Source organism: Nocardia sp. NBC_01377 (assembly GCF_045040005.1).
GTDB lineage: Bacteria > Actinomycetota > Actinomycetes > Mycobacteriales > Mycobacteriaceae > Nocardia > Nocardia noduli.
The window spans coordinates 2,302,425-2,315,763 of sequence record NZ_CP109566.1; the positions used below are offsets into that span (position 1 = coordinate 2,302,425).

At 67.6% G+C, this 13,339-nt stretch carries 12 protein-coding genes; 6 read left to right on the top strand and 6 right to left on the bottom strand.

Annotation, left to right across the window (positions count from 1 at the left end):
- Positions 1-48: 48 nt before the first annotated feature.
- Genes OG225_RS10335 through OG225_RS10360 form a run of 6 tightly spaced genes read right to left on the bottom strand, consistent with a single transcriptional unit; the run spans position 49 to position 5,109 of the window.
- Complete coding sequence (locus OG225_RS10335; protein ID WP_405181454.1) at positions 49-891, bottom strand: acyl-ACP desaturase; 843 nt, start codon at positions 889-891, stop codon at positions 49-51.
- A gap of 18 nt (positions 892-909) precedes the next feature.
- Positions 910-1,782 carry an SAM-dependent methyltransferase gene (locus OG225_RS10340; protein ID WP_405181455.1) on the bottom strand — a complete coding sequence of 291 codons (873 nt, stop codon included), beginning with the start codon at positions 1,780-1,782 and terminating at the stop codon, positions 910-912.
- Positions 1,779-2,042 carry an acyl carrier protein gene (locus OG225_RS10345; RefSeq protein WP_216906925.1) on the bottom strand — a complete coding sequence of 88 codons (264 nt, stop codon included), beginning with the start codon at positions 2,040-2,042 and terminating at the stop codon, positions 1,779-1,781. The genes OG225_RS10340 and OG225_RS10345 overlap by 4 nt, the downstream gene beginning before the upstream one ends.
- Entirely contained in the window at positions 2,039-2,590 is a 552-nt protein-coding gene (locus tag OG225_RS10350; RefSeq protein ID WP_405181456.1) for a PaaI family thioesterase, read from the bottom strand. The genes OG225_RS10345 and OG225_RS10350 overlap by 4 nt, the downstream gene beginning before the upstream one ends.
- 13 nt (positions 2,591-2,603) lie before the next feature.
- Complete coding sequence (locus OG225_RS10355; protein ID WP_355085132.1) at positions 2,604-3,392, bottom strand: ferritin-like domain-containing protein; 789 nt, start codon at positions 3,390-3,392, stop codon at positions 2,604-2,606.
- A 46-nt stretch (positions 3,393-3,438) separates the two neighbouring features.
- Positions 3,439-5,109 carry an AMP-binding protein gene (locus OG225_RS10360; protein WP_405181457.1) on the bottom strand — a complete coding sequence of 557 codons (1,671 nt, stop codon included), beginning with the start codon at positions 5,107-5,109 and terminating at the stop codon, positions 3,439-3,441.
- A 255-nt stretch (positions 5,110-5,364) separates the two neighbouring features.
- On the opposite strand from OG225_RS10360, the gene OG225_RS10365 reads away from it, so the two are divergent.
- The 6 genes from OG225_RS10365 (at position 5,365) to OG225_RS10390 (ending at position 13,258) form a co-directional block, all read left to right on the top strand.
- A complete protein-coding gene (locus OG225_RS10365; RefSeq protein ID WP_405181458.1) occupies positions 5,365-6,603 on the top strand; it encodes a cytochrome P450 in 1,239 nt (412 codons plus the stop codon).
- Positions 6,600-7,826, top strand: a complete 1,227-nt coding sequence (locus OG225_RS10370) for a cytochrome P450 (protein ID WP_405181459.1) — start codon at positions 6,600-6,602, stop codon at positions 7,824-7,826. The genes OG225_RS10365 and OG225_RS10370 overlap by 4 nt, the downstream gene beginning before the upstream one ends.
- On the top strand, positions 7,823-9,142 hold the full coding sequence (locus tag OG225_RS10375; RefSeq protein WP_405181460.1) for an NAD(P)/FAD-dependent oxidoreductase: 1,320 nt from the start codon (positions 7,823-7,825) through the stop codon (positions 9,140-9,142). The genes OG225_RS10370 and OG225_RS10375 overlap by 4 nt, the downstream gene beginning before the upstream one ends.
- A gap of 31 nt (positions 9,143-9,173) precedes the next feature.
- Entirely contained in the window at positions 9,174-10,436 is a 1,263-nt protein-coding gene (locus OG225_RS10380; RefSeq protein ID WP_405181461.1) for a cytochrome P450, read from the top strand.
- Positions 10,437-10,574: 138 nt separating this feature from the next.
- Positions 10,575-11,507: a LysR family transcriptional regulator gene (locus tag OG225_RS10385; protein ID WP_405181462.1), complete on the top strand. Its 933-nt coding sequence runs from the start codon at positions 10,575-10,577 to the stop codon at positions 11,505-11,507.
- An 86-nt stretch (positions 11,508-11,593) separates the two neighbouring features.
- Positions 11,594-13,258, top strand: a complete 1,665-nt coding sequence (locus OG225_RS10390; RefSeq protein WP_405181463.1) for an AMP-dependent synthetase/ligase — start codon at positions 11,594-11,596, stop codon at positions 13,256-13,258.
- Positions 13,259-13,339: the final 81 nt, after the last annotated feature.

Genomic DNA, 13,339 nt, shown 5'->3' on the forward strand with positions numbered 1-13,339 from the left:
ACGAAGGGGCCCGCGACACGATGTCGCGGGCCCCTTCCTCGTTCGCGGTCAGGCCACGATCCGGCACTGGTCGATGAATCGCACCAGTTCGTCGACCCGATCCGTGCGGGCGTCGACCGCGCGGTCGATCACCTTCACCAGATGTTCATAGGCCTCGGTGTGGTCGTATTCGGCCACGTCCGCGATCTTCAGCGCCCAGCGCCAATACCCGCGCATTGTGTCGGCGAGCGGCATCCGGAAATGCGCCACCACGTCGCGGATCGGTTCGACGACGGCGTCACCGTGCACGCGCAGATAGCGCCCGACCACGTCGGCCATGAAACTGAAATGCCGTGCCTCGTCGCGCGCGAGCCGCGACAGCACCGTCGCGAGCACCGGATCGCCCACCACGTCACGCAACTGCTGGTAGTACATCTGCGTCGCCTTCTCCTGCACCAGCGCGTAGGCGAAGAACTGCACCGGATGCTCGTAGGGCAGGTCGAAGGGACGGCGACCCTCCACCGCCAACGCGGTGCGAAGGGCGTCGCGCTCGGCCATCCCCGACGCCCGCTGGTAGCGCGTCAGCGCGCGGGCATGGGTGTCCTCCTCCAGGGCCCAGCGGACCGTGAAGTGGTACAGCTCGCGATTGTGGACGAAGGTCGGCGCGTCGACGGTGTCGTCGACCGGGAAATACCGGTGGTACACCTCGAAATAGCCGGGCAGGTGATCCTCGATGAGCGTGATGAACTCGACCGCCGAGCGTTGCCCCTCGCTGAGCAGCCCCGCGTCGGCGCGGCTCCAGTCGACGGCGGTCTCCACATCCCAGCCACGGGCAGCGGGGGAGGCGGCGAGGAACCCGTCGACGGCATCGGCGATATCGCCGACGGGGATCAATCCGGACTCGATGTCCATGGTCGTCGTCCTCCGGTGTCAGCGGCCGTTGCGGCACACCAGCGCGTAATGCTTGGTGGTGTACCCCCAGCCCGCGTTGGCGATCTCCAGGTAGTGCCGCAGCCGCTGGGCCATGCCCGCCCCGTGCGTGTCGATCGTGGCCGCGTTCGCCTCGACGTTGGCGATCCAGTCCTCGATGGTGCGGTGGTAGTCCTCGGTCAGATCGTCCACCGAGATGATCGAGAAGCCCGCGCTCTCCGCAGCGGTGACCAGATCCGACAGCGGTCGCAGATCGCCCCAGCCGAAGATGTCCTCGCGGACGAAATCGGTACCGGCCCTGTCGTCGAATCGGGCCCGGATCGCGGCGTTGCGGAAGCAACTCTCCGAGACGTAGAGCCTGCCGTCGCGGCGCAGCACCGCCCGCGCGCGCCGGAACACCTCGTCCAGGTCGGGCATGTGCACGATCGACCCGAGCATGGTCACCGCGTCGAAACCGCGCGCGGGCAGGTCGAGACGTTCGAAGTGGCCGACCCTGGTGCGGACCAGATCCGCGACGCCGCGGGCGGCGGCCTGTTCGGCGATGTAGCCGTGCTGGCGCGGCGCGGGGCTGACACCCAGCGTCTCGCACCGGAGTTCGGCCGCCATGTACAGGATCAGCGAACCCCAGCCGCAGCCGATATCGAGCAGCCGTTCCCCGCCGCGCAGGCCGAGCCGGTCGGCGACGAAGCGCAACTTGTTGCGCTGGGCCTGTTCGAGGGTGTCGTGCTCGGACAGGTAGCGGCCCGCGCTGTACTTGCGCAGCGGGTCGAGGAACTGGCCGAAGATATCCGGGTCGAGGTCGTAGTGCTGATTGGTGTCGGCGATCGCGCCGGGCGCGCTGACGCTGTCGGCCGTGACGCTGTCGACGCTCACGCGGCGGCCTGGCGCAGTTCGCTGTCCACCACGGCGACGACATCGTCGAGTGTGGCCATGCCGAAGACGGCCTCGTCCTCGAGTTCGATGTCGTAGGCGCGCTCGATCTTGGCGACCATGCGCAGCACCCGCACCGAGTCGACGCCCGCCATCGCGCGCAGGTCGACATCGGGACGCAGTTCGGTCTCGGCGATACCGGTTTCGGCCACGGCGATGGCGGTGATGGTGCGCAGGATCTCGTCGGGGGTGTTCGCGGTCATGGCAGGACTCCGTTCGTTGCGGGGCGGTTCATTGCGGGACGGTCGTGCGATTCGGGGTCGAGAGCGTGTGAGAGCAGGGCGACCTCGTCGTCGTCGAGCGTCAGCTGATGGCGCACGTCGCGGAAGTCGAAGGGCTGGTAGGTGGCGGTCGATCCGGCGCACAGCGCTCCAGACGCGTCGAGGATTTCGGCGTTGCCCTGGATCAAGGCATCCGAGGCGCTACCGGAAAGACTTGCCACGCAGGTGTATTCGTGATCCACGAGCAGCGGTGTGACGAACCGGGTGCGCTGCGAGACGGTGAACGCGGGCGTGTGCCGTGCGAGCACGATCAGATTCCCCATCACCTCGTCGCAGATCACGCCGGTCAGACCGCCGTGCACGACACCCGGGTAGGACTCGAAGGATCGACCGAGCCGGAACCGGGCCTGCAACCCGTCGGGATGGGCGGTGAAGACCAGCCGCAGGCCGCCTTCGTTGTGTGGGGAACACCCGAAGCACCGGTAGTCGGGGATGACCGACCACGGTACGGCGATGGTTTCCTGATCCATGGCGTAGACCGGCTCAGACCAGCGCGTCCGCGAGCGCGCGGCGCACCCGGGCGTTACTCGACAGATCGAGGCCGGTCATATTGGCGAAGGTGCGGCGGACCTTGTCGTGCAACACATCCAGTTCGCCAACGGCTGCGACCTGTTCGAGGAACAGCTCGAATCCGGTATCGATGGTCTCGTGATCGCCGAGTTCGGTGATCCCGGATTTGAAGGTGCTCACCGGATGTTTGATCTTGGCCTCGGAGCTGTAGACGTAGAGCGTTTCCAATACGGAGGGCAGCTCTTCGGGTCGCCGCTTCAACCGTTCGGTGGCGTAGTGGATGAATTCGCGGGCATGGCCCGCTTCGTCGCGGCTGGCGTCGAGCAGCAGATTCTTCAGCACGGGCTCGCGCACCCAGTTCGACACCGCGCGGTAGATGTGGTTGACCGTCAGCTCGGAGATGATGTTGGTGGCCAGGGTGGCCGAGGGGGTGGTGCCGGGGGCGTAGGGCTCGCGCATGGAATCGACCGCCTTCTCGTCGACGGCCTCGCCCACCGCGCCGAGCCACGACCGGAAGGCGTAGTGGTGCTGCACTTCCTGATAGCCCCAGACCACGGCGAAAGTGGAGAAGTCGTAGTCGTCGACGAATTCGTTCATGAATCCGTGGACGGCGGCGATCACATTGGATTCGCCCATGGTGGCGCTCTTGGCCAGGGTGATGTACTCGGGGCGGACCAGACTGCGGTCGATCGCGTCGAGATCCAGGTCGGCGAGGCGCCAGTGCAGCCGCTCGTAATGGCGGAACACGTCGTAGCTGTGCATCGTGGCTCCAGATCGGTAGGGGCGGTGCGGAAGTCGCCGGAGGGGTTCAGTGGCCGGCGGTGAGCAGGTCACGTGCGGCGAGACGGCGGAGTTTGCCGCTGCTGGTGCGGGGAATGCTGCGCGGGGCGACGATGTGGACTTCGACGGCGGCCAGGCCGAGTTCGGCCGCGATCCGGTCGCGGATATCGCGGGCGAGCAGCTCGGCCTCGGCGCCGGTGCGTTCGGATTCGGCGATCAGCGCGATGATGTCGGCTCCGCCCGGATCGGCGGCCGCGGTGCACCGACCTTTGTAGATGCCGGCGAGATCGCCGATCGCGGCCTCCACGTCCTGGGCGTAGTAGTTCGCGCCGCGCACGGTGATCATGTCCTTGCTGCGGCCGGTGACGAAGAGTTCACCCGCGCGCAGGTACCCGAGATCGCCGGTGCGCAACCAGCCGTCGTCGGTGATGAGGCCCGCGGTCGCGGCCGGATCGGCGGACAGATACCCCGCGGTCACCGCGTCACCGCGGATCAGGATCTCGCCGACCGCGCCGTCGCGCAGTTCGGTTCCGGTATCGGGCGCCACGACGCGCAGGGTGAGTCCGGCCACGGCCGAACCGACGCTCGCGACCGCGCGTGCGCCCGCGGCGTCGGAGGGGACGGTCTCGGCGCGACTGTCGTCGCAGAGCCGGGCGCGGTCGACCCATTCGAAGACCGGTGCGCGGCCCAGCGGCGGGAAGGCGACGGCGAGCGTCGCCTCGGCCATGCCGTACACGCCGAACATGCTCGACCGCGCGAACCCCGCCGGTGCGAAACGTTCGCAGAACGCGGAAACCACGTCGTGCGAGATCGGTTCGGCTCCGTTGAACGCGATCCGCCAGCGCCGCAGATCGAATTCGGCGACCTCTTCCGGCGAGATCGCGGCCAGCAGCGATTCGTAGCCGAAATTCGGCATCGCGGTGATGGTCGATCCGCTCTCGGCGAATTCGGCCAGCCAGCGCGTCGGATCCTTGACGAACGACATCGGCGACCACACGTGCGCCGGGATACCGCGAAGGACCGCCGACAGCGTGCCGAACAGACCCATGTCGTGGAACAGCGGCAGCCAGAATCCACCCTTATCGTCGAGGCTCAGGTCGATGCCGGAACGGATGGCGGCCAGTCCGCTCAGCACGTTGCGATGGGTCAGGCGAACACCTTTCGGCATCGCCGTGCTGCCGGAGGTGAACTGCACGATGGCGGGTTCGTCGCCCCGCATCCTCGGCAGTGCGGTGTCGGTGTCCTCGGTCTCGTCGGCGAGGCGGGCGAGCGCACCCGCGTCGAGCAGTTCGGCCTCGACCACGTCGGCGACGAGGGGCGTGAGATCGGCGAAGCGATGTGAGACGAGGAGGGTGTTCATTCCCGCCGCCTCGGCGATGGCGGCCAGTTTCTTGGGATAGCCGCCGGTCTGTTTCGCGCCCGCGGGCAGCGGAAGGGGCGTCGCCGCACCGCCCGCCGCGGCGACGGCGAACAGGCAGATCAGGAATTCCGGTGCGTTGGGGCACAGGATGCCGATCGGTTCACCGCGCCGGATCCCGCGCCGGACCAGCGCGGCGGCCATCGAACGCGCCGCCCGATCGAGTTCGCGATAGCTCAGCGATTCGGAGACCGACCAGAACCGGGCGTGCACCAGGGGGTGGTCGGCGGCGACGCGGGCCAGCAGGCCGTGCAACGTTTCGGCCGAATCCGCAGAATTCATGTTTTCCACGACAACAGCGAATTGTGACAACTCTTTGAACGCATCATGAATTGAACGGTTCGATATGAATCCGCGATCACGCCATTGTTCCGGGTGATCGAGTAATTCCGCTATGGCGCGATCGAAACAGTCGATTGCCGAGGCGTCCCCGCCGGTCGATGGCACGATTGGTCTCGAATGCGCTGGGCTGCAAGCCGTTCCGAACGGCCGGGGTGCGGTGCGATTTTCACCTATTTCTGTATCCAGGAGTTGCCGGTGATTTCCGACCATTCCGCGAGTGCGGCGCCGACCCCCGTGCAAATCGCGGTCCTCGAGAGTATCGCGCCACATATGCGGCACAATCCGTACGGCAGCTACGAGATATTACGCGCCGACGGCCCGTTCGTCCCGGGACCGCACGACACGCATCTGGTCACCCGGCATCGGGAGGCGCAGGCGATCATGCAGGACGCCAGGTGGAGCCATGCCGAGGAACCCGAACTCCTGCACGGCGACAGCGATGTCGAACTGCCGGGGTCGTTCCTGTGGATGGAACCCCCGGAGCACACCCGATTGCGCGGCCTGGTCGGCAAGGCGTTCACCGCTCGCACCATCTCCGGCATGCGTGAGCGCGCCGAGCAATTGACCGGGGATCTGCTGGACAAGATCCTCGCGCAGGGTGAGGTCGACCTACTCGACGCGCTGGCATACCCCCTTCCGTTGACCATGGTGTGCGAACTGTTGGGCGTCCCCGAGGAGGCGCACGAGCACGTCAGGACCATGTCGACGGGTATCGCTCGTGGGCTCGATCCGGATGTGCTGCTCTCCCCGGACGAATTGGCCGCGCGGACCGCGGCCGTACACGCCTTCCTGGAATTCTTCGGCGACCTGGTCGACCGGCGGCGCGCGGAGCCACGAGCGGATCTGATCACCGCCCTGGTCCAGGCCGACGACGCGGGCGCCGGACTGACCCGCACCGAACTGCTCGGCACCCTGTTGATCCTGGTCGTCGCGGGCCACGAGACCACGGTGAACCTCATCGGCAACGGCGTACTGGCCCTCATCCGCCACCCGGAGGAATTCCAGCGACTGCGTTCGTTCCCGGAACTCGCGGAACCGGCGGTCGACGAAGTGCTGCGCTACGACGCACCCGTGCACCTGACCACCCGCACCGCCCACGACGAAATCGCCGTGGGCGGAAGGACATTCGCCCCCGGTGACGCGGTGATCGTCCTCCTGGCCTCGGCCAACCGCGATCCGCTCGCCTTCCCCGACGCCGATCGCTTCGATATCGCCCGCTACGCGCGCGGTGCTCGCCCCGAACGGCACCTGTCCTTCGGCCTCGGCCTGCACTACTGCCTCGGGGCACCGCTGGCTCGGCTCGAGATGTCGGTGGTCCTGCGAGCTCTCGCGAGCCGGGTCGAGTCGATGACGCTGCTCGAGGAACCGCCGTACCGACCGAATGTGGTCGTGCGCGGCATGTCGCAACTTCGTGTCCGAATGGAGCCCCGATGAGCACCGCACTCCCCACCGGCGTCACCTTCGACGCCTGGCAACCCGATCAGCACGCCGATCCCTATCCCGCCTACCGCCGGGTGCGCGACGCGGCGGCGTTGTTCCCGTTCGAATTCGGCGACGTGCCGGTCACGATGGTCACCCGCTACGAGGAGTGCGCGCAGATCCTCACCGGCTCGGATTGGGGGCACGGGTACAGCGCGGGTATCAGCCCGTTCCGCGACACCACCGCGGCCATCCCGGGGTCGTTCGTCCGCATGGACCCGCCCGAACACGGCCGCTATCGCAAGGTGGTCGCGAAGGCGTTCACGCCGAAGACCATGGCCGAGATGTCGCCGTTGGCGGGCCGGGTCGTCGGCGAACTGGTCGATCGCGCGCTCGAACGCGGCGAACTCGACATCCTCAACGATCTCGCCGTGCCGCTGGCCGTGGCGATGGTTCCGGTACGCCTGCTCGGCGCCGACCCCGCCGACGGCGCGCTGTTCCGCGAATGGCAGCTGGCGATCGCGCGCGGCAGCGACCCCGATTGGCTGCTCGGCGAGCAGGACGTCGCGGCCCGGGGCACGGCGGCGATGGAATGTATGGGCTATTTCGCGCGGGTGGTCGCGCGGAAGAAGGAGCAGCCGAGTTCGGATCTGCTCGGCGAACTCGTCGCGGCCTCGGCCGCGGGCGTGCTGACCGAACCCGAGGTCATCGGCATCGCGCTGTTGACGCTGGTCGCGGGCATGGAGACCTCGATCAATCTCATCGGCAACGGCATGCTCGCGCTGCTGCGCAACCCCGACCAGGTGGCGATCCTGCGCGAGAATCCGGACCTGATCGCGCCCGCCCTGGACGAGATGATGCGCTACGACCCGCCCACGCAATTCACCATCCGGGTCGCGCTGGCCGACACCGTGGTGGGCGGGCGTACGTTCCGCCGTGGTGACGGGGTCGTGGTGCTCACGGCGTCGGCGGGTCGCGACGACCGGGTGTTCTCCGACGCCGACAGCTTCGACGTCACCCGTTACGCCGGAAACCGGCCCGCCCGCAAACATCTCGGCTTCAGTCTCGGCATACACTTCTGCGTCGGCGCGCCGCTGGCCCGGATCGAAGCCGACACCGCCGTGCGGACCCTGTTCGAACGGACCTCGTCGGTGGACCTGGCCACCGAACGGATCGATTACCGGCCCAGCCTGATCCACCGTGGGATCGCCGCCCTCCCGGTGACGCTGACACGATGAGTGCCGATGGCTCCGGGCACGCGGTCGTACTCGGCGCGGGAATCGCCGGAATGCTCACCGCCCGTGTGCTTTCCGACCATTTCGCGCGGGTCACCCTGATCGAGCGCGACCCGCTCGACGAGGAGGGCTCGCGCCGGGGCGTCCCGCAGGCGAGGCATCTGCACGGCCTGCTCGACCGTGGCCGCACCATCATGGAGGAGCTCTACCCCGGGTTCACCGCGCGGGTGGCCGGACTCGGCGCGCCCACCGCCGAGGCATTGCTCGGCACCCGCTGGTATCTCGGGGGCCTTCGGGTCACCCCGACGTCCACCGGGCTGACCTCGCTGATGGCGACGAGACCGCTGCTCGAATCGGTCATCAGGGACCGCACGCTGGCGATTCCCGGCGTCACACTGCGTGATCGGACCACGGCGAAGGCCCTCGCGGGCACCGCGCGTGAAGTGACCGGGGTCGTCGTCTCCCGCGACGACGACCCGCGCACGCTCGCCGCAGATCTGGTGGTCGACGCGACCGGACGGGCCTCGCGCGCACCGGAGTGGTTGCGAGCTCTCGCGGCGCCGGTCCCGCCGCAGGATCAGGTCGAGGTCGATCTCGGCTACGCGTCGCGGTTCTACCGGCGCAGTCCCGGCCAGCTCGACGATCACAGCTCGGTCATCATCTCGACCGGACCGAACGGGCGCGGCGGGGGCGCGATCCGCGTCGAGGACGACCGCTGGCACGTGACACTCGCCGGAATGCTCGGCGATCATCCGCCGACCGATCCGGCCGCCTTCGCCGCCTTCGCGGCCACGCTCGCCGCACCCGACATCCACGGCATCATCACCGCCGCCGAACCGCTCGGCGACATCGTGCCCCACCGGTTCCGGCATTCGATACGACGCCGGTACGAACGCTGCGGCGCGCCCATCGACGGATTCCTCGCCCTCGGTGACGCGGTATGCAGTTTCAATCCCCTCTACGCGCAGGGGATGTCGGTCGCCGCGCAGCAGGCACTCGCGTTGCGCGACTGCCTCACCGCCTCGGGCACGACGGATCTGCCCTCGCGTTTCTACGCCGCCGCGGGCCGGATCATCGACGTCGCGTGGCAGATGTCGACCGGCTCGGATCTGCGCTACCCGGGTGTCGTCGGCGACCGCACGGCACGGATCCGTGTCACCAACGCCTACGTCGGCGCGGCCCATCGCGCCGCGCATACCGACCCGAAGGTGGCGCGGACCTTCCTGCGCGTCGCCAACCTCGTCGAGCCACCGGCCGCGCTGCTCCATCCCGCGATGGCGGGCCGAATACTGCTGCGTGGCAGTCGAAACCATCGTTGACCGATCGTTCGAACAGGAGGCACCACCCGCTATGACTTCCGAGACAACGGTCGTCGCGGAACGCGACGCCGCGATCCAGGACGCACTCGTGAAACTGTTCGGCCCCGAAGGCCGATCCGACCCCTATACCCCCGGCCGCGTGCTGCGCGAGGCTGGCCCGGTGCATCAGACCCCACTGGGCCACCGTGTCCTGACCCGCTACGAGGATTGCGCCGCGGTGCTCTCGACCACCGCGTGGAGCCACGCGGAGGAAGCGGGGATGATGCATCCGACGGTGTCGCCCGAAGACGCACCCGAGGAACTGCCGACCTCGTTCCTGTGGATGGAACCGCCGGACCACACCCGGCTGCGCAATCTGGTGACCAAGGGTTTCACCCCGCGTATGGTCACCCGGCTGCGGCCACGGATCGAACAGCTCACCGAACAGTTGGTCGACAACGCCCTCGAGGCGGGGGAATTCGATCTCGTCGAGATGATCGCCTACCCGCTGCCGCTGGTCATCGCCTGCGAGCTGATCGGCGTCCCCGAGGAGGCCTACGCCCAGGTACACCGATGGTCGCTGGACCTGGCGCGCGGTTTCGACCACGACTACACGCTGCCCGAGGAAGCGCTGCGGGCCCGCAGCGCGGCCTCGCGCGGTTTCATGTCCTACTTCCGCGAATTGCTGAACGAGCGCAGGGCCCGTCCCACCGACGATCTGCTCAGTGTGCTGTCCCAGGTCGAGGACCGCGGTGACGTGCTGACCGAACAGGAACTGCTCGCCACCTGCATCACCACCTTCGTCGCCGGTCACGAGACCACGGCGAACCTGATCGGCACCGGCATGTTGCGGCTGATGCGCAATCCGGACCAGATCGCCGCCATGCGCGCGAACCCCGGCCTGGCCGCCTACGCCCCGGACGAACTGCTGCGGCTCGAGCCGTCGGTGCAGATCACCACGCGCGCCGCGACGCGCCCGATCACCGTGGCCGGGCACGAATTCGAGAAGGGGGAGGGTGTCGTCGTCCTGATCAACTCGGCCAACCGCGACGACGCGGCCTTCACCGACCCCGACCGCACCGATGTCTCGCGCTACGCCGACCGGATGAAACCGGCCAACAGGCATCTCGGTTTCAGTCTCGGCATCCACTACTGCCTGGGTGCGCCGCTGGCGCTGCTGGAGATGGAGGTACTGCTCGACGTATTGCTGCGCAAGGTGCGCGGCATCGAATTGCTTTCCGACACGCCGCCGTTCAAGCCGAATGTCGTCATTCGCGGCCTCGAAGCGCTGCCCACCGCGTTCACAGCCGATTAGCCGCGCCGTCACCATCGTGCCGATGGACAGCGGATTCGGTTCACCCATCCGCAACTGTTTGGGCAGGTGCTGTGCGGGCTCGGTTCATTCTCGGTTACTTGGCGAAGCTAGCGTATCGGGTACCCGGAAGGAGTCGGCATGGAGTTCCGACATCTGGTCTCGTTCATCGCGATCGCCGAAGAGCTGCACTTCGGCCGCGCAGCGCAGCGCTTGCATCTGACGCAGCCCAGCCTCAGCACACAGTTGCAGAAGTTGGAGAAATCGCTGGGGGTACAGCTCGTTTCACGCAATTCGCACGAGGTGAAGCTGACCCCCGCCGGTTTCGAGTTCGAAAGCCAGGCACGATTGATCGTGGCGCAGATGGAACGGGCCACGAAGTTGACGAAGGCTACGGCAGCCGGGCGGGCGGGTTCACTCAATGTCGGGTACAACCTGCCTGCCAGTCGACACGTGGTGCCGGACGCATTGGAGCGGATGACCCGCAGACATCCCGATATCGTGGTGTCACTTTTCGAGAAGCGCACCGGACCGCAGCTGGCGGCCCTGGCGGACGGCTCGCTGGATGTCGCCCTGGTCTACGGGCATCCGAGTACTACCGAATTCCGGTATCGGCGACTGCTGCACCGGGTTCCGCTCGTCGCGGTCGTGGGCCGCAGGCACCGGTGGGCGGACCGGCCCGGTGTGCCGTTCGCCGAATTGGACGCGCAGGAATGTGTCCTGTTCGCCCGCGAGCAGTGTCCGGCGATGTACGACGCGATCTTCCAGGCGGCGGCGGACAAACGGATCTCGCTGGAGGTGGTCCACACCGCCGACGACCCGGGGGCGACGGCGCATATGGTCTCGGTGCGCCCGGTCGTCGGTTTCGCGTCGCTGCCGCGCGCGGTGTCGATGGGCATGGGCGCTCCCGACAGCAGCACGGTGGCGGTGAAATTATTCGATCCGGTTCCCACACTCGATCTCTACGCGGTATGGCTGGCGGCCGAGGCGAATCCGGCGGTATCCCTGTTTCTCGAATGCATAGAATCAGCCGAAACCCCACGAATCGATATTGCGCGCGCGGCAACCGCATGACCACGTCGATAGAATTTGACATTCGCGCGGTCGCCAAGGAGGTATAGCGGAGACATCATTCGACATCGCCGAGAAGAATTGGCGTTGTGAATAGTGTCTCGATCACCGAAAACGGATCAGATCTGGCGGACCACACCGGTTTGTACTCGGTGATATCCGCGGCGGCGGCGGGGAATCCGGAGCGGAATTCCCTGTCCACCGCGGACGGAACCGTGCTCACCTGTGCCGAACTCGACACGGCGGTGCGCGCGGTCGCCTCGGCGCTGCTCGCCCGCGGTGTCGCGGCGGGTGACCGGGTCGCGGTACTGGGGCGGACCACACTGGAGTGGGCGCTGCTGGACTGCGCGATCCTGGCCGTCGGCGCCGTCCTCGTTCCCGTGTACCCGACCTCGTCGCCGGTGCAGATCAAACACATCCTCTCCGACAGCGGCAGCGCGCATTTCGCCGCCGAGGACGCGACCGACGCCGAACGGCTGACGGCGGCGGGCGCGACGGCTGCCTGGACCTTCCCCGAGATAGCCACCTGGACGACCACGGCGGTCGCCCCCGAACTCGACGCCCGCATCGCCGCGGTCCGCGCCGACGACCTCGCCATGATCGTGTACACCAGCGGCACCACCGGAGTTGCCAAGGGCTGCATGATCACCCACCGCAACATGTACGTCTCCTCGGCCAACACCGTCCGCCAGACCGGCGCGATGTTCGACGGAACCACCGTGCACGCACTGCCGCTGGCACATGTCTTCGGTCAGACCATCCTGTTCGCGTGCCTGGTCGGCGGTTCGCAGACCTACCTGCTGCCCGGCATCCCCGACCTCGTACCCGCATTGCCGCGGCTGCGCCCCACCTTCCTCGCCATGATTCCCTACGGGCTGGAGAAGATCCGAAAGTTCTGTCGCACCCTGATCACCGAAGAGGCCGAACAGGAGGCGGTCGCACGCGGACTCGATATCCTCGGCGCCGGCGCGGCGCCGGAATCCACCGACAATCCGGTCGGCGCGGCACTGGGCGGCCGGCTGCGTCACGTCATCTCCGGCGGTGCGTCCCTCGACGATTCCACCGCCGGTTTCTACGCGGGTTTCGGTGTGGTGATCCTGAACTGCTACGGCCTGACCGAGGCGGCGACCGCCGTGACGGTCAACGCCCCCGAGACCAATCGCCTGGCCACCACCGGTCGCCCGATCCCGGGGACCTCGGTCGGCATCGGCGCCGACGGCGAGGTGCTGGTGCGCGGTCCCCATGTGTCGCCGGGGTACTGGGGCGCGGCCGCCGACCAGCGGCCCGTCGACGACGAGGGCTGGCTGCACACCGGCGACCTGGGCGAGCTCGACGACGACGGTTTCCTGCGGATCACCGGACGCAAGAAGGAAATCCTGGTGACCTCGACCGGTAAGAACGTCGCGCCCGCCCCGCTCGAGGATCGGGTCCGGCTGCATCCGCTGGTCAGCAATTGCATGGTGATCGGTGACGGCCGCGCCTACGTCACCGCGCTGGTCACCCTCGACGAGCCGCAGGCCCAGCGCTGGCGCGCGGCGAATCCGGCGGGCGATCCGTCCGCGGCGGTCCGGGCCGCGGTGGACGAGGCGAATTCGCTCGTCTCACGTCCGGAATCCATTCGCGAATTCCGGATCGTCGATGGCGATTTCACCGTCGAGAACGGTCTGCTCACCTCGTCGCGGAAGTTGCGCCGCGCCGCGATCGAATCGGCCTATTCGGACGATATCGATCAGCTCTACCTTTCCCGCGGGTGAATTCGCGGGAAATCATCCGCGTGATAGCCGGGACCGATCGGCCGATGAATTACGACTCGGCCCACTGGTTCCCGGCCATTC

What these genes read in the sequence shown, in the direction of transcription:
- OG225_RS10335 (WP_405181454.1), bottom strand. Translation starts at nt 891, where the DNA reads ATGGACATCGAGTCCGGATTGATCCCCGTCGGCGATATCGCCGATGCC.
- OG225_RS10345 (WP_216906925.1), bottom strand. Translation starts at nt 2,042, where the DNA reads ATGACCGCGAACACCCCCGACGAGATCCTGCGCACCATCACCGCCATC.
- OG225_RS10350 (WP_405181456.1), bottom strand. Translation starts at nt 2,590, where the DNA reads ATGGATCAGGAAACCATCGCCGTACCGTGGTCGGTCATCCCCGACTAC.
- OG225_RS10355 (WP_355085132.1), bottom strand. Translation starts at nt 3,392, where the DNA reads ATGCACAGCTACGACGTGTTCCGCCATTACGAGCGGCTGCACTGGCGC.
- OG225_RS10360 (WP_405181457.1), bottom strand. Translation starts at nt 5,109, where the DNA reads ATGAATTCTGCGGATTCGGCCGAAACGTTGCACGGCCTGCTGGCCCGC.
- OG225_RS10370 (WP_405181459.1), top strand. Translation starts at nt 6,600, where the DNA reads ATGAGCACCGCACTCCCCACCGGCGTCACCTTCGACGCCTGGCAACCC.
- OG225_RS10375 (WP_405181460.1), top strand. Translation starts at nt 7,823, where the DNA reads ATGAGTGCCGATGGCTCCGGGCACGCGGTCGTACTCGGCGCGGGAATC.
- OG225_RS10380 (WP_405181461.1), top strand. Translation starts at nt 9,174, where the DNA reads ATGACTTCCGAGACAACGGTCGTCGCGGAACGCGACGCCGCGATCCAG.
- OG225_RS10385 (WP_405181462.1), top strand. Translation starts at nt 10,575, where the DNA reads ATGGAGTTCCGACATCTGGTCTCGTTCATCGCGATCGCCGAAGAGCTG.